This is a genomic window from Niallia oryzisoli, from assembly GCF_036670025.1.
Classification (GTDB): Bacteria; Bacillota; Bacilli; order Bacillales; family Cytobacillaceae; genus Bacillus_BD; species Bacillus_BD oryzisoli.
On the sequence record NZ_CP137640.1, the window covers coordinates 1634526 to 1654888 of the forward strand.

Here is a 20363-nt window from a genome sequence, read left to right on the forward strand (position 1 = left end):
TTAAAAGTGCAGGGCTCTTTTCAATCTATTCATTACCACAGTTTATATCCCTGTGAACCTGGTGGTGAATTTTGGATCATATCGATAAATGGAATGGTATAAGCAAAGATAATAAGCAGTGCAGTGATACCAATCCATAATTTCCAGTTTTCAAAGACAAGCGGAGTTTTTTCCGCGTGACTGTCAACTTCTGCCACAGGAAATTCCTGCTCGCCTTTCGGTGCGAAGAAAGCAAGATTGATGAAGATATAAAGCATAAGAATAATTGAGATAAACAGGATGGAACCGCCCACAGCCTGTGCTATCTGATAAGGAATCCACTCTGCAGCCTGTGCAGCACCGCCATATTCTGAAAAGGATGAACGGCGTGGAGCACCTAAAAGTCCTGCGGCGTGCATAGCCAATGACATAAATGTCATTCCAATGGCCCAAAGTACCCCTTGAGTGATCGCTAATTTATTGATCGCTTTTGTTAACGTCCGCCCTGTAATATGTGGAACAAGCCAATAGGAGATGCCAAAGAAAGTTAATACCACAGCAGTAGCTAATGTTAAATGGAAGTGACCTGTTACCCAAATGGTATTGTGAACCACTTGGTTGATTTGGTGTGACGCATTAACAAGACCGCCGGCACCAGCAGGGATAAAAGCGAGCATTCCAATAAACGGAACGGTAAAACGAGCATCGCCCCATGGAAGCATTTTTAACCATCCAAACAGACATTTCGCACCAATCGAACGTCCATGACTTTCAAAGGTAGCAAACAATGAGAACGCTGTCATTAATGATGGGATAACAACTAAAAATGTTAAGATAACCTGTAAAAACTTCCAAGCCGGATCAATTCCTGGTTCCATTAGTTGGTGGTGGAACCCAACTGGGATTGAAAATAATAAGAATAAGATGAATGACATCCGTGCAAGTGAATCAGAGAAAATTTTCGCTCCGATAACCTTTGGAATAACAACATACCATGCCATATAAGCAGGCAGCAGCCAGAAATATACAAGCGGGTGACCGAAATACCAAAATAGTGTCCGGGTAACCAGAATATTGACTGTATCAATTAAACCTAGTGACCATGGTAATAATTGTATAATCATGGAGGCGGCTACTCCAAGGGTTGCGACCATCCACATAATCGTATTTACAAGAGACATGAAGGTTAACAATGGACTTGGTTTTCCTGGATTCGCTTTTCTCCATCTCTTATAAGCCATAATAATGGCTCCGCCGCCAAACCAGCTACCAATCACAACCAATGTTAAACCAAAATAAAATAAGAAGTGTGCTTTCAGTGGTGCATAGAAAGTATATAGAACAGATGCTTTATTAAGCAGGATCATGGCAGCTGCCATTACGGTTCCAATTGTCATTGTCCAGTATCCAATCCAGCCGGCACGCCGCTGACCGTTTGATAATGTACCAGAAGTTCGACTTACTGCAGCCAGCATAAATCCTTGAATAAAGAATGTAGTCAGTACAAGTCCAAGAACAACACCATGAACCGTTAATACCTGGTAGTAGGTAATAGGGGCTGGTAATTCAAGTTTTCCTGTCCGGACAAGAACCTGTAATAAACCGGCAAGACCGCCTATCAATAAAGCAGTAAATGCCACATAAAAATGGGCCATAGCAAGTCTTCCGTCACGCCGATCAATTTTTACTATTGAAGAAGGACTTTTTATTGTTGAAGGACTAATCATTTTTTAACCACCTCAATTTTCGATGTCATCATGTGATGTCCGACTCCACAATATTCATTACACAGGATTAAGTACTCTCCAGCTTTATCAAATGTAGTCGTATATTCACTGATATAGCCAGGCTCAAGCATCATGTTAATATTGGTTCCGGCCACTTGAAAACCGTGTACGACATCTTTTGTGGTAGCCATAATTTTAACTTTCGCACCATAAGGTACCTCAACGGATGCAGGATTATATGAAAAGGCAGAGGCGACAAAGACTAATTCATAATCCCAATCTTTTCCTTCGACTTTTTTCAGACCGGGTTCATTAAACGGCTTCGTTGTATCCACTTTTGCCGGATCGATCGTAACTAAACAGCTTGGCGGCTGATTTCCCAAATAGAATGCGCTAACCCCTAAGACCGTTAAGAAGACAAGCAGTGCGCCTATACCAAATGTAAGCCAAGCTTTTTCAAACTTATGCATATGCATATAAAACCCCCCTCAATTTCTTAAAAACGACCTAGAAATACAAAGTAAACGCTTACCCATACTGAAACAAGAAAGAAACCAAGTAAGAAAACAGAAGCTAAAGTTCCTTTTAAAGAAGAGCTATCCTCTACATTTGTTTTTGACGTTTTTGTGTCCAATTGATGAAGTGCCATCTGTTAAGTCCCTCCTTTCGGAATAGTGGAAATTGATAAATGATTACAAATTCATAATACTCGACAATTGAGAAAATTCTACATCGTTTTACATAGTTCACAAAATGTTCATTCGTTACATTTGCACCATGCTCATAGTGTAAAACTGATGTTAAGGTGATTTTTATCACATTTTTTAGTAGGGAAATGTGAATGAAATGTGAAGTCCTGGAAGCTGCAGAACGTGAATAAAAAATAAGCCGGACTGCAGTGATCACCAACGAGGCATCACTGTGCATAAACACGAACATTAATGGGATATTATATAGGATAATTCGTAATTTATCTTGAATTATGACAAATTGATGATATAATTGTTACTAGTTTCATAATAGTCACTCATATAATCACAGGAATAGGGCCTGTAAGTTTCTACCAGACTACCGTAAATAGTCTGACTATGAGTGAGCAATTGTCGTCATGAATTCGTTCAAGGCTTTAATTTGAAATGCTTAAGATGCCTGAAGACATTGCTTCACTCATTACCAATGGGATGTGATGCAATGTTCTTCAGGCTTTTTTTATGTCTGAAATATTCCCAGACAACATAGAGGAGGAAACATCATAATGGAATTACTAAAGGAAAAAATTGCGCAGAATGGGATTGTGTTATCCAATTCGGTGCTAAAGGTTGATTCATTTCTAAATCATCAAATTGACCCGTTACTCATGTTGGAGATCGGAAAGGAATTTGTCAACCGCTTCGCGGATAAGGGGATAACGAAGATATTAACACTTGAATCATCCGGAATTGCTCCATCCGTGATGGCCGGTCTGCAAATGAACGTGCCTGTTATTTTTGCAAGAAAAAGAAAATCAATGACCCTTATCGATGATTTATTAACATCAACAGTCCGTTCATTTACGAAAAATGAAACGAATGAAATTTCTATATCAAATAAATATATAACTGAAAATGATTGTGTATTGATTATCGATGATTTCCTTGCCAACGGACAGGCAGCCATTGGGTTAATTGATCTCGTAAACCAGGCAAAAGCGCAGATTGCCGGAATAGGAATTGTGATTGAAAAAGCATTCCAAGATGGCGGACAACTGCTGCGCGACAAAGGATATCCTGTTGAATCATTGGCTCGAATTGCTTCATTAGAAGAGGGAAATGTATCATTTGTAACGGAAAGCATAACGGAGGTGAGCAAATGAAACAACATCCATTAAAATTAACCTCTTTAGGCATTCAACATGTATTGGCGATGTATGCCGGTGCAGTTATTGTTCCATTAATCATCGGCGGTGCTATCGGGTTGACTGTAGAGCAGTTAACATACCTCGTTTCCATTGATATCTTTATGTGTGGAATTGCCACCTTGCTCCAAGTGATGAGCAACCGGTTCTTTGGCATCGGCTTGCCGGTTGTCTTAGGATGTACATTTACGGCAGTAGCTCCGATTATTTCAATCGGCAATCAACATGGCATTTCGGCGATTTATGGAGCCATCATTGTTTCAGGTTTGTTTGTCATTATCGTAGCTAAATCGTTTGGTAAATTGGTTAAGTTTTTTCCTCCGGTTGTAACAGGTTGTGTTGTGACAATTATTGGAATTACTCTGATTCCTGTAGCCATGAATAATGTTGCAGGAGGTCAGGGGAGCCCCGACTTTGGAAGCCTGTCAAATATCGGACTGGCATTCGGAACATTATTGATCATCATTCTGATCAACCGCTTTTTCAACGGCTTTATTCGCTCAATTAGTATTTTGCTCGGAATTGTAATGGGAACACTTGCAGCGTATTTTATGGGGAAAGTAGATTTTACAGCAGTTGGAGAAGCTTCATGGTTTCATATGATTCAACCATTCTACTTCGGTACGCCAACTTTTGAACTCTCATCCATTATCACGATGATTTTAGTTGCATTGGTTGGTCTTGTTGAAGCAACAGGTGTTTATTTTGCCCTTGGCGATATTTGTGAAAAAGAATTAAAAGAAAAGGACTTAGCTAAAGGATATCGTGCAGAAGGAATGGCTATTATTCTAGGAGGTTTGTTTAACTCCTTCCCTTATACCACCTTTTCACAAAATGTTGGTCTTATACAGTTAACAGGTGTAAAAGAGAAAAGAGTAATTATTGTGATGAGCTTTATGCTGATGGGACTTGGCTTGCTGCCAAAAATCGGTGCGTTGACAACTGTCATCCCTGCCGCTGTTTTAGGCGGCGCAATGATCGCCATGTTTGGCATGGTGCTTGCCAACGGAATAAAAATGTTAAGCAAAGTGGACTTTTCGTCACAAGAAAATCTCCTGATTATTGCCTGCTCTGTCGGGTTGGGTATGGGTGTTACAGCTGTTCCAGGACTGTTTGCACAAATGCCTGACAGCATCCGAATTCTAACGGAAAATGGAATTGTTGCGGGCAGTTTGACAGCAATCATCATGAATATTGTATTTAATGAGTTAAAAAAGGAGAAACCTGCACCTATGATGGTAAAGGAAAAAAGTATTTCTTAATGATCTAGATAGGATAGCGAAATATAAAAACTCCTAACTATTTAGGGGTTTTTATATTGAAATAACAGAAAGTGCTATTCTATTATATTTTATTCTTGCTCGATCATTAACAGGATAATCATGTTACCTGCGCCGTTGACAGTAATGGGTAAGCGAAATGCTCTTTCAAAGCCGTAAATTTTTGTTTGTCCGACAAGAACAGTTGGAGGAGTAATGTCCATCTCAAAACCTTGTTGTGAGATGAAGGTGGATAATTTTCCGGCAATCATGTTTCCAAGTTCACCGGCAAAGGATTCTAACATTTCACCTTGAACGGTCATGCCGAACATTCCTTCGCCGATTTTGCTTAGTGTTTCCTCGTTCCCATCGATAATCAACCTGCCTCGAATATCGCCGGTCATGCCAATGAGTACACCGATGCAGTGTTGGGTATAAGGCTGTGTAAACAACGAGGGTTTTTCCATAGATATCTCAAATGGAACTACTTCTTTAACGGCATCAATTGTTCCCTGTAAGATTTCGGCTGCAAGCTCTGTCAATGGCATATCTCATTCCTCCAACATTCGGTCAACTAATCATAATTTTAGCATAATTTTTTAGGGAATGAATGTAATTTTACGAAAATATTACTATTTTATTGCGAAATTTAGTCATAAAGGATGATCAAAAGGTGGAAAAAATTGTTGAATGATGAACCAAAGGAAATCATTTATAATATAACTGTAAGTGCACAACATTAAAATCCTTCAAAACTTTTCTTCCCTGTGTTTTTCACGGGGATTTTTTTTTTATATACCCATCGTTTTCTGCCTTGTCACTCCTTAACCCAGCTGCAAAAAGGTATATCTATCCCATAAATGGAGAAAGTAATAGCATATAACCAAATGATGGGAGAAAAAGAAATGCCGGCAATTTTATCCATTGGTGATGCTTTTCCGCCCTTTGTTTTACAACAAGAAGAAATCATGCATTTTTCAAAGCGGCTTTTTTCTGAATCTTTTCAGGATATAGAACGATTGTTACATGTTTTTCCGCACGGGCAGGTACAGAAAAGGTATTTCGTAAAAGACTTAGACTGGTATCAACAAGACCATACCTTTGTTGAAAAAAATAATGCCTTTATCAAATCTGCAATCGAACTAGGTTCTGAAGCGATCACAAATTGTTTACATAATGATACGTTTTTAAAAAGACAGATCGCTTGCGAGGAAATTGATGCAATCTTTCTGATCACGAGTACAGGTATTGCAACACCAAGCATTGAAGCCCGAATTATGAATATTCTTCCATTCTCAGAAAAAACGAAAAGAATCCCTCTTTGGGGATTGGGATGTGCCGGTGGTGCAGCGGGATTGTCACGTGCATTTGAATACTGTAAAGCATACCCAGAGGCAAAGGTATTGGTTTTGGCCATCGAGCTTTGCAGCTTAACTTTCCAGCGGCACGATCATTCAAAGAGTAATTTGATCGGTACATCGCTGTTTGGAGATGGGGTCGTGTGTGTCCTTGTGGCGGGTGATGAAGTAGAAACAGAGACCATTTGTTCACTTGCGTCCATACCTAAAATATTGGCGACCCAGTCTACAACGATGAGGAATTCCCTAGATGTAATGGGGTGGGAAGTGAAAAATGACGGACTATATGTCGTTTTTTCCAAAGATATCCCAGCTATTGTGGAAAAGTGGCTAAAGCCAATCGTCGGGCAATTTTTGCGTGAGCACCATCTGACGATAGAGAGCATGGATCACTTTATTGCCCATCCTGGAGGGAAAAAGGTTTTGGATGCCTATGTAAAGGCGTTACAGTTGGAACCGTCTATGGTTGATAGCTCGTTTCATGTGTTAAAAAACTATGGAAATATATCATCTGCAACCGTTCTTCTTGTTTTAAAAGCTTTTTTACAAAAAGCAAGTGCAAATGAATGGGGACTATGCACGTCATTAGGTCCTGGATTTAGCTCTGAATTATTGTTAATAAGGTGGGAATAATAGCGATGAGCTTTTATGTATTTATCATTCTCATAATCTTACAGCGTCTATGTGAAGTGGTTGTAGCAAAACGTAATGAAAAGTGGATGAAAAAAAGAGGGGCAATAGAATTCGGTCAGGCACACTATCGAATCATCGTGTTTATCCATGCAATGTTTTTTATTATCTTGTTTTTGGAAGTAAAGGCTTGGCAGACAGAATTATCTCCTGTCTGGCCTTTATTACTTAGTTTATTTATACTTACTCAATTCCTGAGAATCTGGTCTATTACGTCTTTGGGGAAATATTGGAACACAAAAATTATCATCCTGTCCGGGGCTCCTATTGTGGAAAAAGGACCCTATCGTTTTTTCAAACACCCTAATTATTTGGTCGTAGCCCTTGAGTTTATAATCATCCCGTTTATGTTTCAGGCTTATTTTACGGCATTTTTATTTACGGTTTTGAATGTAATGATCCTGTTTGTCCGAATTCAAACAGAGGAAAAAGCGTTATATGAACTGACTGAATACCCTATTTCCTCGTGGATTAAATGGAGACTAGGTCTGAAAAATCCCAATAAAGTATAATCCTTTTCGATTTCTTATTGAAAAGGATTATCATTCGTGATATTATTTAACTGTAAATGAGAGTTATTATCACTACGAGGATGGTGTTAATGGATGACAGCCGTTTTTATAGCAGTTACTGTTGGTGTTTATTCTTTTGTATTAAAGCATGTGCTAAATAATGTATCGAAGCCGCATCCAGTTCAAAAATAACTTCTGTTTTTTAGTCTGTTTAGGAAACGCTTTCAGACAAGCTGTAAAGAAGGGAGTTAATCTATGATTGTTGGAAACGCTTGATAAAGCCGAGTATTCTATAAATAGAAGCTCGGCTTTATTTGTTTTTCATCATTCATTAGGCTTTCGATGTATATTAATTATCGGTACTGTATTTATATAATAATAGATCATAATAGTTCATATGAATAAAGTGTGCTTAATCTATTCCCAAATACTTTTTTTAGTAGGAAATATACGTAAAATCGTTTAAAATAGTTAGTATATTGAAAAAATGAGGGGTAGTCATTCATGGTCAAAATTGAGATACAAACGGACGCAGCACAGTTAAGGGGACAAATTGCTGCGTTGTATGAAATGTTTCAAAAACAAGAAAATGTTCAGTCAGCTGAACGGGCAAAGGATTTAGCTCTTAAGCTTGAAAAACAGGAGTATTCGATTGCTTTTTGCGGTCATTTCTCTGCAGGAAAATCAAGTATGATTAACCGAATCATGGGAGAGAACCTATTGCCTTCAAGCCCGATTCCGACAAGTGCGAACCTTGTTAAAATTAAGTCTGGCGATGATTATGCTAAGGTATACTTCAAGGAAGACAGGCCGCTTATTTATCCGGCTCCATATGATTACGAACAGGTAAAATCATATTGCAAGGATGGAGACCAAATACAATCAATTGAAATCAGTTATTCAAAAACCTCCATTCCTAAGGATACCATCATTATGGATACACCTGGGATTGATTCTACTGATGATGCGCACCGTATTGCGACAGAATCTGCTTTGCATTTGGCCGATTTGGTTTTTTATGTGATGGATTACAATCATGTTCAAAGTGAATTGAATTTCCTGTTTACAAAGGAACTCACAGAAGCTGGTAAAGAAGTATATTTAGTGATTAACCAGATTGATAAGCATCGTGATGAGGAATTAAGTTTCACGGCGTTTCAGGAAAGTGTAAAGAACTCGTTTGCCTCATGGGGTGTGGAACCAGCACAAATCTTCTATACTTCTTTAAAGAAAGCGAACCACCCGCATAATCAATTTCCTGCTTTAAGAAAGTTTATTGAGGAAAAGGTAGCTAGCCGCCTGGTGGCTCTGCCTGAATCGGTCTTCCAATCGCTAACGAAATTAAGTGAAGAGCATCGCTTATTTTTAAAGGAAAAAGATGAGGAAGTGATTCACGAACTTAATGAGCGTTTAGCGCCCTTGTCAGACGAGGAAAGGAAAAGCCTTGCGGATAAAGCTGCTGGATTAAACACTCAGTTGCATGCATTAAGCAATTCTTTACAACAGAAAGAGAAGAAGCTATATGATGAGATTGACAGTGTTTTAGATAATGCCTATATTATGCCTTTCCAAACCCGTGATTTAGCGGAGCAATATTTGGCGGCAAGACAGCCTGAATTCAAAGTCGGTTTGTTTTTTTCAAAACAAAAAACAGAGCAAGAGCGAAGCTTGAGGCTCGATCGATTCTTTGCAGATTTCACTGAAAAAGTGACATCACAAATTGATTGGCATATGAAAGAATTATTTGTGAAGCAGTTGAAAGAGAATGAAATTGAAGATGACGAGCTTTTGTCTGCTGTTCAGAATTTCAAGGTTGATTTTGATAAAGACCTCCTCATTTCTACGGTTAAGGAGGGTGCACGACTGTCCGGTGATTATGTCTTGACGTACACAAGAGACGTGACAAATGAAATAAAAAGGAAAACAAAAGAGCAGCTGGCTCCATACCGGTCCGCTTATTTAACAAAGCTACAGGAAAAACAAGCTGTTCAGAAACGAAAGCTTGAAGAGCAATTCTCAACTATTACTGCTTATTACGATGCCTACAAAAATATTGCCGAAATTGAAGAAAAACAGCTGCTGGCAAATATTCAAATGGAACAGGTATTAACAGGACATTTTAATCAAGATGATTATAAAGAGCTTGCAGGGAAGTTGGCTGTAGATCATACCGATGAAGCGTTGGTCATTTATGCTGACAGCCAAGAGAATAACCGAACAGAGGTAGAAAAAGAAAAAAAATCCCGTTCCGTTCGTTCCGTTGTCACTAGTGAACAAACCAATCAAACTGAATTGGAAGCACTTATTCCAAGCTTAAAGTTTGCTGCAAGACAGGTGCATAATGTACCAGGATTTAAAAAGCTGGCAGAAGAGCTGGGTCAAAAAGCAGAAAGGCTTGAGCATCAATCATTCACGGTTGCTTTATTTGGCGCCTTCAGTGCGGGGAAATCTTCGTTTGCTAATGCGCTCTTAGGGGAAAGACTGCTGCCGGTATCACCAAATCCAACAACAGCTGCGATTAATAAAATTATGCCGGTTGACGGGGAACATCCTCATGGAACGGTACTGGTAAAGCTAAAAGCCCTCCAAACATTAATGGATGATGTAAATCGATCATTGACAGCGTTCGGCACACAGGCAGACACGCTTCCAGATGCTGTGACAAGTGCCCAATCAGTCATTGAAAATCATGGTAATGTTGATGCCTATGAGAAAATGCATTTAGCCTTTTTGCAAGCATTCGTACGTGGAATTGGAACTTATCAGGATCAGCTGGGCGAGACGATTCAAACTGATCTGGATCATTTTTCTGGGTTTGTTGCAAATGAAGAACAGTCCTGCTTAGTAGAGTGGATCGAAGTGTATTTTGAATGTGAATTAACGAAAAAAGGGATTACATTAGTGGACACTCCTGGAGCTGATTCTATCAATGCGCGTCATACTGGCGTTGCTTTTGAATATATCAAAAATTCCGATGCGATTTTGTTTGTTACCTATTATAATCATGCTTTTTCGAAAGCAGATCGTGAATTTTTGATTCAATTAGGACGTGTGAAAGACACGTTTGCACTTGATAAAATGTTCTTCATTGTTAACGCGATTGATTTAGCCCATGATGAAGAAGAAATGAATGCCGTCCTTGATTATGTGGAAGATCAGCTTGTCGCATATGGTATCAGACAGCCTCATTTGTATCCTATTTCAAGTCTTATGTCATTGAAAGAAAAACTGGCAGGCAGTTTAACAGAGCAATCTGGCATCCGCTTATTTGAAGAACGATTCTATTCCTTTATTGAGCATGATTTAAGAGGGATTGCCGTAAATTCAGCAAAATTAGAAATGGAGCGGGTTTTAACACAACTCCAAAGCTTTATTCATTCTGCTGAAGAGGATCAAGATACAAAGGCGCAAAAACGGATCCAGCTCGAGGCAGAAAAAGCACAAATAAGGGAACTGATTCAAACGCAGCAGACGGACTTTTTACAGAAAAGATTGGTTCAGGAAGCAGACGAGCTTGTCTTTTATATTAAGCAGCGCGTATTTTTAAGGTTCAGTGACTTTTTAAAGGAAGCCTTTAATCCTGCACTATTAAAGGATGATGGAAGAAACCTGAAAAAGGCACTTCAAACAGCACTTGATGGATTTCTAGCGGACTTTGGCTATGATTTTGCTCAGGAGCTGCGCGCAACCACTCTGCGCATAGAGGCTTTCATCCGAAAGAATCTCTCTCAGGCTGAGCGCTCAATCATTTCGGGGATACAGGAGCATAACTCGGAGCTTTCACTTAGCACTTATGAGATGAACCGCTTGGAAGGGATTGATTTTGAAACGGCATTCGTGGCACTTGATCCACAGCGTTTTAAAACAGCATTAGCTTATTTTAAAAATCCAAAATCATTTTTTGAGAAAAATGAACGGAAGCTGTTAGGAGATGAATTAGAAGCGAACCTCCAAGAGCCGGCTGACGATTATTTGGCAGAAGGCAAGGAGCGTTTAAAACAGCATTATGGAGAACAACTTGAAACAGAGTTTCAGATTCTGCTTACGTATTTAACGGAACAAGTTGAAGAATACTACCAAGGAGTACTTGCTTCGATATCAAATGAAATTCCAATTGATGAGTTACGGGCAATTGAGAAAAGATTGCTGCAAAATGCCGAGAAAGTACAATAATTTCAGAACGGACCTATTTATTCTCTGTCTGACACTAGAGGAGTAAGAGATGATTAAATCTTGGTTAAAGGAAATGGAAGCAGAATACAGGATTGAGATTCTATTCGCCTCTGAAACAGGCAGCAGGGCATGGGGCGGGGCAACCGTTCATTCTGATTATGATGTCCGTTTCATATATAAGCACCATGATGTAAGAAGTTATTTATCATTAAGAAAGGCGCAGGAAACGATGGATTTTCCTGCGCCTTATGATGCCCAGGGGTGGGATATTTATAAAGCATTTCATTTACTGCAAAAATCGAACCCCGGATTGTGTGAATGGGCTTTTTCTCCCATTCTGTATCATGACTGTCAAAACTTTTCTAGTAAACTACGGAGGTTTGTTACGGAAAGTTACTCCCTAATTTCATTGTTTCACCATTACATTCATTTAATGGACCGCAATTTGAAGGATATTCGCGGCAAGGCTTTTACGGAAAAAAGGCAGAAGCAATTCATTCAGGCTGTGCGTGCCTTTCTGCTGGCGAAGGCGATCATTTTAGAGCAAAAAGTGCCTGTAATGGCACTTTATAGTTCTTTTTCGTCTTCTTTTCCAAAAGATTGCACTATCGTTTCTTTTTATCAACAGCTAATGGAAGCAAAGCAAAGCGGTGAGTTGGTTTCTTATGCAGATATAGAGGATGCAATATTCATGATGGAGCAGGAAAGGCCATTATTACTTGAACTTTCCTATGGACTATCGAAAGGGAAATCGATAGAAAATGAACTGAACCAATGGATATGGGAGCTTTTACATTTGTGAGAGAGTAAAATATGACAGCAAGAAATAGGGGTGTGGGTATGGATTATGAGATTACACTAGCAGAAGATGAAATAGAAATCGAATCTGTCTATCAAATCATGCAGGATGCATTTAGGGAATATAATAAATATGACACGCCTTCAAGTGCTATGACTGAAAAATTATCAACATTACAGGATTCGATTCATACTGGAGCAGAACAAGCAGTAATTGGATATATGAATGGAAAGCCAGTCGGATCACTCCGATTTAAAGATATGGACGAAGTGTCCTTGTATTTTTTCAGGCTCTCTGTCATTCCTGAAGCAAGGGGAAAAGGAATCGCTAAAAAAATGATTGAGTGGCTGGCAGAATATGCCCGTGCAAGCCAAAAGGATAAAATTATGTGCCGAGTTCGCAAAGATACTCCACATAATATCCGCTTCTACCAATCAAATAATTTTGATATAGCAAAGGAAGAAACGATCATTAATAAAGATGGTAACGTTGTTGATACGGTTATGATGGAGAAAGGGACGAAAGTATTTGTATAACCGCATGACAGAAAGTGTCAGTCAATATGATTTGACACTTTTTTATTGCCAAAATAACGATGCGTTTTTCCTCATTCAGCCAATCTTCCAGATGATTACCAGCACATTCGATCCACCTTAATGCTATAATTAGGTTTACGTTAGTGAATTGATAGGAGTGTGAAAGGATTGACGATTAATAATAATAAACCATCATTCATGCTTGTTGACGGAATGGCACTCTTGTTCCGGGCCTTTTTTGCAACAGCTGTTACAGGACAGTATATGATTAATTCAAAAGGAATTCCCACTAATGCTGTCAACGGGTTTGTGAAGCACTTTTTTACTGCGGTCTCATCCTTTAAACCAAGCCATGTAGCAGTGTGCTGGGACATGGGAAGTAAAACCTTCCGCAATGAGATCTTCGAGGATTATAAAGGTAATCGTTCAGAAGCACCGGTTGAACTAATTCCCCAGTTTGATCTAGTAAAAGAAGTAGTCGAAGCCTTTGATGTTCCAAACATTGGGATGAAGGGGTTTGAGGCAGATGACTGTATCGGAACGATTGCCAGTCAGGCAAAAGATGAAGCAAATGTCTTAATTCTTACAGGCGATCAGGATATTTTGCAGCTGATAGATGATCATATTTCGGTTATTTTGTTAAAAAAGGGTTTTGGAAACTATCTTGTTCATAATAAAGAGACATTCTTTGCAGAAAAAGGAATTATGCCGAAGCAAATGATTGATTTAAAGGCTTTTATGGGTGACCCAAGTGATAATTATCCAGGTGTAAAAGGAATCGGTGAAAAAACAGCTTTAAAGCTGCTGCAGCAATATGACCATGTAGACGGAGTCGTAGCAAATTTAAATCAATTATCAAAGTCCCAGAAGACAAAGATTGAGAACGATCTTGACATGCTATATTTAAGCAAAAAGCTAGCTGAAATTAAATGTGACGTTCCCATTCAATATGAACTTGATAAAGCGAAATTCGCTCTAAATCTAGAAAAGGTTCAGGCTAAATTTAATGAAGTGGAAATGAAAGGTCTTCACCGCTTTATCGATTTCGAAACTGAAATAGCTAATTAAAGAGCATAGGAAGGAAAGACAGACAATGTTGTCTGTCTTTTTTGAATGGGTTTCATTTATATTTTTGTATTTGACTTTTTCGCTCTATTTTCCAGCTTGCTTTTTGGTTCTTCAGCAAATTCAGCATCCTGACCGTATCCTTGTGGATTGACGCCAGGTGCTTTTGTGCCGTGGTTTGAACGCCTTTTTTGACCCATCTCATTCACCTCCATTACTATTATTTCCAACTAGAATAATTCAACTCATCCTTCTTCACACTAATAAGAGTGAGGTGAAAGGATTTGAACAAAGGTGTATATATTGCGTTAATCAGTATTGGCTTGGCACAAGCCTTGAAAATTCCGATACATTTTGTGAAAACAAGGAAATGGAAACCGGATTTAATATTTCAAACAGGCGGCATGCCAAGCTCTCATTCGGCTGGAGTTTCATCCCTGACAACTTATATTGCCTTAAAAAGAGGACTTCCAACGATCGACTTTGCCCTCTCCATGATTTATGGGCTAATTGTCATGTACGACGCTCAAGGAATCCGGCGCCAAACGGGTGAATTAACGATAAAGGTTAACGATATGGGTGAATTAATAGATAAGGCCCAACACAATAAAAAGGTGCAATTTGAGGAAAAATCACCGAAAAAACTAAAGGAAATGCTTGGTCATCAACCGGAAGAAGTCATAGGTGGAGCGATTCTTGGTATCATAACAGGAACACTAGGACATTTAATGACAAAAAAATGATAGAAATTTGTCTAAAATTGAAGTATTATGGAATAAGGGAAAATGTTAGGGAGAGGGATGGGATACAATTTGAAAACAGTAGCACAATATGTCGATTTTCTTAAAAGTAAAGGATTTCATTTGCGAGAGGATGCAATTGGCTTCATCCATTTTGGAAAACAGTATACAAAAGCAACGGATGAGCTGACAAACACGGCAATTGAGCTTACATTAAAAGCGCAAAAAGAGTTCGATGGCAGTTACTATATTTCGTTATTAGAAATGCTTGTAAAAAATAAAATCAGTACACGCGGAGCTGCTATTCGTTTCTTAAAAGAGCGAGAATTAATGGCTATTTCATAGTAAATAAGTAGCTTGTTTTATCTTTACCCATAGAAAAGACGTGCCAATTTTTGGCACGTCTTTTCTCCATCACTTCTTATTCAGCTTGATGAATGGCCCTTCTTGCCAGTTCATCAGCGTTTTTGTTCTCACGGCTTGGGATCCATTTAAGAAAAAATAAATCAAATTCGTTTGTGAGAGTAAGTGCTTTTTCAAGTAAAGGGGCGAACGTTTTATTTTTGATAAATTCCTTTTCAATGGCCCGATTAACGAGTTCGGAGTCGGTACGGAACGAGACAGTTTTATAGCCTTTTTCAATACAAATTTCTAAAGCGGCGATAAATGCATGAAATTCAGCTTCATGGTTACTCATTACCGGTAATGGAATGCTGATGCGTTCAACTTGACCGTTCGCTTTAATAAATATACCTGCACCGCTTGGCCCAGGATTCCCGGCGCTGGCGCCGTCAAAATAAGCTTCTATCATCATAAAACCCCCAACCTGACAACATTCAGACAAAAATATTGATAAATTCACCTTTTATGGCATTTCCTAGCTTAAGACAGTATAAACTAATTAACAAAATCATGAAAGAACAAAGATCAATAAACAATGATTTATTATACATAACGAAGGACTTACATAGCCTTGAAAAGAATCATGAGAAGGGGATGGATTCACTATGAAGTACAAAATAGAATGGGTATATAAATTAAAGGGAAAAGAAGGGATATATTTTACATCTGATTGGCTCGACTCGGAGTTAGCGATTTCTGGAGGCGAGGACATTGAAAAATCGGGTAAAGCCAGTGAGTTGACTTTTTTCGATGAAATGGGTCAGTCTTGGAGTTTAAAGGAAATGAAAAAGTTAACCATCGAGATTGAAGAAGATCCTCATGAAGTAATGGTATATTTTGACGGAGGATTTAATATCCATACATCACAGGCAGGCCTTGGAGCAGTGATTTATTTTAGACAAGGTAAAAAGAAATTTCGCTTACGAGCAAATGAACTTATTGATGAAATGGATTCCAATAATGAAGCAGAATATGCTGCACTTTACTATGCCTTAAATTTATTGGAGGAGCTTGGCGTACATCAGGTTCCATGTGATTTTAAGGGGGATTCACAAGGTGTGCTAAAACAGCTTGAAGGTGAGTGGCCGTGCTATGAAGAGCAATTAAATCGCTGGCTGGACCGCATCGAAGAGAAAATAAAATTCTTAGGATTGAAGCCGCGATATCAGCCGATCCCGCGAAGTGAAAATAAAGAAGCAGATAAGCTTGCTTCACAGGCGTTGGAAGGAAAAGCGATCTTTAGTAAAATGCAATTAATCTGAACAGGCAAAACGAAGGGTGGTGGATAGATGAAGCGGAAGGAAATTATTAATGAAGCCGAAGCTATTATGAATACCTACTGTAACGGTTGTTTTTTGTATAAACAGAATCGCAAAGATAAAGGAAGAAACTTTGCTCATCGCTTCTGTATTTCAACTTGTACAGTAGGCGAAAAAATCAGGCAGTGCGGCGAAAAGCTCACGCAAGAAATGAACCAAAATAAAAAAGGCTGACAAAAAGTCAGCCTTATTAGAATTCATTATTTATTATATAATTACAGTTTTACAACGTTGGAAGCTTGAGGTCCGCGGTTTCCTTCAACGATTTCAAAAGAAACTTCTTGGCCTTCTTCTAAAGATTTGAAACCGTCACCTTGAATAGCTGTGAAGTGTACGAATACATCATCTCCGCCTTCAACTTCGATAAAACCAAATCCTTTTTCGTTATTGAACCATTTTACTTTACCGTTTTGCATGTTTACATTTCCTCCTAAGCCTTTCAAGACGTGCGAGCGTCTAAAAAAATAAATATTATCATTTGCACAAAATATAATGGCTAAATCTAGTGATAGCGGAAATATATTCTGATAAATGATGTCTATAATATACATGAATAAACGCTTTCAGTCAAGGTTTACGTGCATAATTTCCAAAATATCAACTAGTAAATTGAGCAGGAAATACAATGTTAATTCAAATAATTCTATATGCAAATTTCCAAAATTACTGCTAGAATATGAATATAGATTATCATTCCATTCTCCGGTTCATGTTAAGACAATACTGCCGCGCTTCTTCCTATTAGATCTTTCCTTGTTTTTCCTCATTTATATAAATCTTAGCCTTTACGTATGATCCGTTTAATGTATAAAATAAAGTTTGCTCGCCTTTACATTTACGGTTTTATAAGGAGCATAACAAAATGAAATTAATTATTGCTGAAAAGCCCGACCAAGGAACAACCTTGGCTTCTATTTTTAAACATAAAAAACAAAATGGATATATTGAAATATTCCCAAATGACATCTTTCAAAAAGGTGCTTATGTTACATGGGCAATCGGTCATTTATGTCAATTAGTTAATCCTGAAAAATATGTACCAGAATGGAAAAAATGGTCGCTCTCTACTTTACCGATGATTCCAGAGCAGTTTCAATATGAGGTAACAAAGGATAAAATAAAGCAATTCAATATTATTAAAAGCCTAATTTCTAATCCGGATATCACCGAAGTAATACATGCAGGAGATGCGGGGCGTGAAGGTGAACTTATTGTCAGGAATATTCTCCGATTAACAAAAGCACGCTTGCCGATGAAAAGATTATGGATATCCTCTCTAACCCCAAAATCCATAAGAGAAGGCTTTCAGTCTTTGTTATCTGAATCGGATACAAGAAATTTATATTATGAAGCCTATACAAGGGCTTGTGCCGATTGGGTTGTAGGTATGAATGCATCTAGATTATACAGTCTTTTACTTCAACAAAAAGGTTTCTCAGATGTATTTTCTGTTGGAAGGGTGCAGACACCAACACTTGCTCTTATTGTTAAACGTGAGCGGGAAATTGAGGATTTTGTATCTGAACCGTTTTGGGAGGTATTAGCGGACTTTAAAATGGACGGAAAGAAGTACAAGGGAAAATGGGAGCAAGACGGAGAATCTAGAATTAAACATCAGGAAATGGCTGAAAAAATTGCACGATTTTGTGAGGAGAAGCCGGCAGAGGTAATAGATGTCCAAGCTGAGCGAAAAGATTATTTGCCGCCGCTATTATACAATTTATCGGCTCTGCAGGCTGATGCAAACCGTTTATATAAATTCCCGCCCAAAAAGACACTGGATACGTTACAAAAGCTTTATCAAAAAGGGATTCTGTCGTATCCACGTTCAGATTCTCGTCATGTTACTGAGGGAGAAGCAGAAATGTTTCCGGAAATATTGAAAAAAATTGCTCATATTCCGCAATATGCTGACTTTTTCCCATTACCGAATGAGTCCATCCTAACGAATAAACGTTTTGTAAATGAAAAAAAGGTAACTGATCACTATGCCATTATACCGACGGAACAAGTTCCTAATCCGACATCATTAAGTGCGGATGAACAAAAGCTATATGATATCGTTGTCAAAAGCCTCATTGCCGCGCATTATGAAAAATCTATTGCTGAATATACAACCGTCACTACCCTTGTGGATGGACGGGCTACTTTCCTTTCTAAAGGAAAGGTTCAACTTCAGGAAGGGTGGAGAAAGGTAATACCCCCTAATGAGAAAGAGCGGGACCCTGTGCTTCCTAGTTTAGAAAAGGGAGAACAAGGAAGTGTTCAGAAGGTGACAGTGAAAGAAAGTAAAACACAGCCACCCAAGCGATACACCGAGGGACAATTAATTACATTGATGAAGACAGCTGGTAAACATATGGAGGATAAAGAGCTTGAGAAAGTATTAATGAAAACGGAGGGGCTGGGAACGGAAGCTACCCGTGCCGGTATCATAACGATGTTGAAGGATCGGAAGTATATAGAGATTAAGAAAAATCTCGTTTATGCAACCGCGAAAGCAAAAATATTGATTACAGCTGTCGGTAATGAAATATTAGCCTCACCTGAAATGACGGCAAAATGGGAACAGCGGCTGAAAGAAATATCAGAGGGAGCAGCCTCGCCTAAGCATTTTATGGAACTTACGAATAAGATGATTTCCCACCTGATTTCAATTACTGTAATTGAATCAAATAACTGGAGCTTTGATGATGAAATAATAGAGTCTTTTGTACCAAGGCAGTTTAAAAAATCTGCTCCTGCTAAACTTGGTACTTGTAAACTATGCGGCGGAAATGTAATTGATAAAGGCAGTTTTTATGGATGTTCAAACTACCAAAAAAACGGCTGTCAGTTTACCATTTCCAAGAAAATAAAAGGAAAAGCGATTACCCAAAAGCAATTAAAAAAGCTGCTGCTTGAAGGTTCGACCGAGGTTATTGAAGGGTTTAAAGGTAAGGAAAAAGAGTTTTCCGCCCAAATAAAATGGGATGAGCAGCAAAAAAAAATTCAATTTGTTTTTTCGTGATAAAAGCTAAAGTTTGATGGCCGATTCGTTTGGCCATCAAACTTTTTTCATTTAATCCGTGTCCTTACTTACATCAATTGTTGGATGCATAAAGGGGCTTGCCTGAGGAGGCTTTAGGTTTTCGAGAATCTCTTTATTTTCAGCTGTGTTCCAGCCAATATCATTCGTGGGATGAACCCATTCACTCCCGGCCATGATTGCGGGATCTGTTTCCTCGCTCCAATTTTCTAAAGGGGAATTTTTTGAATTGTATTTACTATCACCAATCGTCACTCCAAAGGAATTAACAAATGGAGGTTGCATGTCAATTCCTGTATTTTTGAAACTTGGAGCATTTATTTGATGCGGAAGTGTTTGATCAATATCGATTCGTTGTTTTTTTTTCAATTCTATCATCCTTTTTTCTTTATTTTCGACTGTTAACCTTTATTTATGTACTGAAAATAAAGGAAGCATCTGTATTGAATGAAATCTATAGAGGAGTAGAAAATATCCTTATTGTTACGTATGGATTAAAAGCGTACGTAACTTGATAAACATTGAGGAGGATATATAAATGGCAAAACGAAAAGCGGAATATAATGCAGCTGTTAAACATAGCAAAACACCAAGAAAAAATCGCCAAGAAACAGAGTTTTCTGCTGAGTTTAGTCATGGTGAAAATCCTGTTAAAGGGGCCAACCGTAACTCAAAACAAGGCCGTGAGGGGAGAGGGTAAATCGTGCCATTAAATCATACGACACCGATTAACAAAACACCCCAAAATCAAGGGAAAACAGTATCAAATGTTGAATTTGGAATGGAATTTGGCGATATGAATGCAAGTAAACAATATGAAATCCCGTTTATGACAAATAAAGAGCAGGTTAAGAAAAGAAAATAATTAAAACAAAATAGAGG

23 protein-coding genes and 1 riboswitch are annotated in these 20363 nt (G+C 38.4%); of the genes, 15 read left to right on the top strand and 8 right to left on the bottom strand.

Annotated features, from left to right (window positions below; all coding sequences use genetic code 11):
* Positions 1-32: 32 nt before the first annotated feature.
* The 3 genes from R4Z09_RS08235 to R4Z09_RS08245 are packed head-to-tail and all read right to left on the bottom strand — an operon-like array spanning position 33 to position 2355.
* Complete coding sequence (locus R4Z09_RS08235; protein WP_338451844.1) at positions 33-1706, bottom strand: b(o/a)3-type cytochrome-c oxidase subunit 1; 1674 nt, start codon at positions 1704-1706, stop codon at positions 33-35.
* Entirely contained in the window at positions 1703-2182 is a 480-nt protein-coding gene (locus R4Z09_RS08240; RefSeq protein WP_338451845.1) for a cytochrome c oxidase subunit II, read from the bottom strand. The genes R4Z09_RS08235 and R4Z09_RS08240 overlap by 4 nt, the downstream gene beginning before the upstream one ends.
* A 20-nt stretch (positions 2183-2202) precedes the next feature.
* On the bottom strand, positions 2203-2355 hold the full coding sequence (locus R4Z09_RS08245; RefSeq protein WP_338451846.1) for a cytochrome c oxidase subunit 2A: 153 nt from the start codon (positions 2353-2355) through the stop codon (positions 2203-2205).
* 358 nt (positions 2356-2713) lie between these two features.
* Positions 2714-2815: riboswitch (purine riboswitch) on the top strand.
* 146 nt (positions 2816-2961) lie between these two features.
* Between R4Z09_RS08245 and R4Z09_RS08250 the strand changes: the two genes are divergently transcribed.
* Together R4Z09_RS08250 and R4Z09_RS08255 are read left to right on the top strand one after the other, a co-directional pair.
* A complete protein-coding gene (locus tag R4Z09_RS08250; RefSeq protein WP_338451847.1) occupies positions 2962-3558 on the top strand; it encodes a xanthine phosphoribosyltransferase in 597 nt (198 codons plus the stop codon).
* Positions 3555-4862, top strand: coding sequence for a nucleobase:cation symporter-2 family protein (locus tag R4Z09_RS08255; protein WP_338451848.1), 1308 nt, complete (start codon positions 3555-3557; stop codon positions 4860-4862). Before R4Z09_RS08250 ends, R4Z09_RS08255 begins: the two co-directional genes overlap by 4 nt.
* Before the next feature lie 89 nt (positions 4863-4951).
* On the opposite strand, the gene R4Z09_RS08260 is transcribed toward R4Z09_RS08255, so the two are convergent.
* The gene (locus tag R4Z09_RS08260; protein ID WP_338451849.1) at positions 4952-5407 is read right to left on the bottom strand and encodes a chemotaxis protein CheX; all 456 of its coding nucleotides are present in this window, start codon (positions 5405-5407) and stop codon (positions 4952-4954) included.
* A gap of 357 nt (positions 5408-5764) precedes the next feature.
* Between R4Z09_RS08260 and R4Z09_RS08265 the strand changes: the two genes are divergently transcribed.
* The 6 genes from R4Z09_RS08265 (at position 5765) to R4Z09_RS08290 (ending at position 13995) form a co-directional block, all read left to right on the top strand.
* Positions 5765-6850, top strand: coding sequence for a type III polyketide synthase (locus R4Z09_RS08265; protein WP_338451850.1), 1086 nt, complete (start codon positions 5765-5767; stop codon positions 6848-6850).
* Positions 6851-6855: 5 nt separating this feature from the next.
* Positions 6856-7419, top strand: coding sequence for an isoprenylcysteine carboxyl methyltransferase family protein (locus R4Z09_RS08270; RefSeq protein ID WP_338451851.1), 564 nt, complete (start codon positions 6856-6858; stop codon positions 7417-7419).
* Between the two features lie 504 nt (positions 7420-7923).
* Positions 7924-11592 carry a dynamin family protein gene (locus R4Z09_RS08275; RefSeq protein WP_338451852.1) on the top strand — a complete coding sequence of 1223 codons (3669 nt, stop codon included), beginning with the start codon at positions 7924-7926 and terminating at the stop codon, positions 11590-11592.
* A gap of 49 nt (positions 11593-11641) precedes the next feature.
* On the top strand, positions 11642-12394 hold the full coding sequence (locus tag R4Z09_RS08280) for a nucleotidyltransferase domain-containing protein (RefSeq protein WP_338451853.1): 753 nt from the start codon (positions 11642-11644) through the stop codon (positions 12392-12394).
* A gap of 38 nt (positions 12395-12432) precedes the next feature.
* Positions 12433-12927, top strand: a complete 495-nt coding sequence (locus R4Z09_RS08285) for a GNAT family N-acetyltransferase (protein ID WP_338451854.1) — start codon at positions 12433-12435, stop codon at positions 12925-12927.
* Between the two features lie 174 nt (positions 12928-13101).
* Positions 13102-13995 (top strand): 5'-3' exonuclease, encoded by an 894-nt coding sequence (locus R4Z09_RS08290; RefSeq protein ID WP_338453233.1) that lies wholly within the window; start codon positions 13102-13104, stop codon positions 13993-13995.
* 56 nt (positions 13996-14051) lie between these two features.
* On the opposite strand, the gene sspL is transcribed toward R4Z09_RS08290, so the two are convergent.
* Positions 14052-14192 carry a small, acid-soluble spore protein L gene (gene sspL, locus R4Z09_RS08295; RefSeq protein WP_338451855.1) on the bottom strand — a complete coding sequence of 47 codons (141 nt, stop codon included), beginning with the start codon at positions 14190-14192 and terminating at the stop codon, positions 14052-14054.
* Positions 14193-14276: 84 nt separating this feature from the next.
* Here sspL and R4Z09_RS08300 point away from each other — a divergent pair, with 84 nt between their 5' ends.
* Both R4Z09_RS08300 and R4Z09_RS08305 read left to right on the top strand, forming a co-directional pair.
* Positions 14277-14735, top strand: a complete 459-nt coding sequence (locus tag R4Z09_RS08300; protein ID WP_338451856.1) for a divergent PAP2 family protein — start codon at positions 14277-14279, stop codon at positions 14733-14735.
* Between the two features lie 69 nt (positions 14736-14804).
* Entirely contained in the window at positions 14805-15077 is a 273-nt protein-coding gene (locus R4Z09_RS08305; RefSeq protein ID WP_338451857.1) for a DUF6123 family protein, read from the top strand.
* Between the two features lie 76 nt (positions 15078-15153).
* Here the strand turns inward: R4Z09_RS08305 and R4Z09_RS08310 are convergent, their stop codons facing one another.
* Complete coding sequence (locus R4Z09_RS08310; RefSeq protein ID WP_338451858.1) at positions 15154-15543, bottom strand: reverse transcriptase-like protein; 390 nt, start codon at positions 15541-15543, stop codon at positions 15154-15156.
* 196 nt (positions 15544-15739) lie between these two features.
* Here R4Z09_RS08310 and R4Z09_RS08315 point away from each other — a divergent pair, with 196 nt between their 5' ends.
* A complete protein-coding gene (locus R4Z09_RS08315; RefSeq protein ID WP_338451859.1) occupies positions 15740-16396 on the top strand; it encodes a reverse transcriptase-like protein in 657 nt (218 codons plus the stop codon).
* 27 nt (positions 16397-16423) lie between these two features.
* Positions 16424-16627, top strand: a complete 204-nt coding sequence (locus R4Z09_RS08320) for a zinc-finger domain-containing protein (RefSeq protein WP_338451860.1) — start codon at positions 16424-16426, stop codon at positions 16625-16627.
* Positions 16628-16668: 41 nt separating this feature from the next.
* Here the strand turns inward: R4Z09_RS08320 and cspD are convergent, their stop codons facing one another.
* Positions 16669-16869 carry a cold-shock protein CspD gene (gene cspD / locus R4Z09_RS08325; protein ID WP_019155915.1) on the bottom strand — a complete coding sequence of 67 codons (201 nt, stop codon included), beginning with the start codon at positions 16867-16869 and terminating at the stop codon, positions 16669-16671.
* Between the two features lie 446 nt (positions 16870-17315).
* On the opposite strand from cspD, the gene R4Z09_RS08330 reads away from it, so the two are divergent.
* Positions 17316-19463, top strand: a complete 2148-nt coding sequence (locus R4Z09_RS08330; RefSeq protein WP_338451861.1) for a DNA topoisomerase III — start codon at positions 17316-17318, stop codon at positions 19461-19463.
* A gap of 51 nt (positions 19464-19514) precedes the next feature.
* Here R4Z09_RS08330 and R4Z09_RS08335 read toward each other — a convergent pair whose 3' ends face one another.
* Positions 19515-19859, bottom strand: a complete 345-nt coding sequence (locus tag R4Z09_RS08335; RefSeq protein ID WP_338451862.1) for a DUF3905 domain-containing protein — start codon at positions 19857-19859, stop codon at positions 19515-19517.
* A gap of 160 nt (positions 19860-20019) precedes the next feature.
* On the opposite strand from R4Z09_RS08335, the gene R4Z09_RS08340 reads away from it, so the two are divergent.
* Together R4Z09_RS08340 and R4Z09_RS08345 are read left to right on the top strand one after the other, a co-directional pair.
* Complete coding sequence (locus R4Z09_RS08340; protein ID WP_338451863.1) at positions 20020-20181, top strand: hypothetical protein; 162 nt, start codon at positions 20020-20022, stop codon at positions 20179-20181.
* A gap of 3 nt (positions 20182-20184) precedes the next feature.
* Positions 20185-20346 (top strand): hypothetical protein, encoded by a 162-nt coding sequence (locus tag R4Z09_RS08345; protein WP_338451864.1) that lies wholly within the window; start codon positions 20185-20187, stop codon positions 20344-20346.
* The last annotated feature ends 17 nt before the right edge of the window (positions 20347-20363 follow it).

Excerpts from the sequence above, each read along its gene's own strand:
- R4Z09_RS08330 (WP_338451861.1), top strand. The coding sequence starts at position 17,316 with ATGAAATTAATTATTGCTGAAAAGCCCGACCAAGGAACAACCTTGGCT.
- R4Z09_RS08255 (WP_338451848.1), top strand. The coding sequence starts at position 3,555 with ATGAAACAACATCCATTAAAATTAACCTCTTTAGGCATTCAACATGTA.
- R4Z09_RS08245 (WP_338451846.1), bottom strand. The coding sequence starts at position 2,355 with ATGGCACTTCATCAATTGGACACAAAAACGTCAAAAACAAATGTAGAG.
- R4Z09_RS08260 (WP_338451849.1), bottom strand. The coding sequence starts at position 5,407 with ATGCCATTGACAGAGCTTGCAGCCGAAATCTTACAGGGAACAATTGAT.
- R4Z09_RS08285 (WP_338451854.1), top strand. The coding sequence starts at position 12,433 with ATGGATTATGAGATTACACTAGCAGAAGATGAAATAGAAATCGAATCT.
- cspD (WP_019155915.1), bottom strand. The coding sequence starts at position 16,869 with ATGCAAAACGGTAAAGTAAAATGGTTCAATAACGAAAAAGGATTTGGT.
- R4Z09_RS08320 (WP_338451860.1), top strand. The coding sequence starts at position 16,424 with ATGAAGCGGAAGGAAATTATTAATGAAGCCGAAGCTATTATGAATACC.
- R4Z09_RS08265 (WP_338451850.1), top strand. The coding sequence starts at position 5,765 with ATGCCGGCAATTTTATCCATTGGTGATGCTTTTCCGCCCTTTGTTTTA.
- R4Z09_RS08280 (WP_338451853.1), top strand. The coding sequence starts at position 11,642 with ATGATTAAATCTTGGTTAAAGGAAATGGAAGCAGAATACAGGATTGAG.
- R4Z09_RS08310 (WP_338451858.1), bottom strand. The coding sequence starts at position 15,543 with ATGATAGAAGCTTATTTTGACGGCGCCAGCGCCGGGAATCCTGGGCCA.
- R4Z09_RS08240 (WP_338451845.1), bottom strand. The coding sequence starts at position 2,182 with ATGCATATGCATAAGTTTGAAAAAGCTTGGCTTACATTTGGTATAGGC.
- R4Z09_RS08270 (WP_338451851.1), top strand. The coding sequence starts at position 6,856 with ATGAGCTTTTATGTATTTATCATTCTCATAATCTTACAGCGTCTATGT.
- R4Z09_RS08315 (WP_338451859.1), top strand. The coding sequence starts at position 15,740 with ATGAAGTACAAAATAGAATGGGTATATAAATTAAAGGGAAAAGAAGGG.
- R4Z09_RS08340 (WP_338451863.1), top strand. The coding sequence starts at position 20,020 with ATGGCAAAACGAAAAGCGGAATATAATGCAGCTGTTAAACATAGCAAA.
- sspL (WP_338451855.1), bottom strand. The coding sequence starts at position 14,192 with ATGGGTCAAAAAAGGCGTTCAAACCACGGCACAAAAGCACCTGGCGTC.
- R4Z09_RS08335 (WP_338451862.1), bottom strand. The coding sequence starts at position 19,859 with ATGATAGAATTGAAAAAAAAACAACGAATCGATATTGATCAAACACTT.
- R4Z09_RS08250 (WP_338451847.1), top strand. The coding sequence starts at position 2,962 with ATGGAATTACTAAAGGAAAAAATTGCGCAGAATGGGATTGTGTTATCC.
- R4Z09_RS08275 (WP_338451852.1), top strand. The coding sequence starts at position 7,924 with ATGGTCAAAATTGAGATACAAACGGACGCAGCACAGTTAAGGGGACAA.
- R4Z09_RS08235 (WP_338451844.1), bottom strand. The coding sequence starts at position 1,706 with ATGATTAGTCCTTCAACAATAAAAAGTCCTTCTTCAATAGTAAAAATT.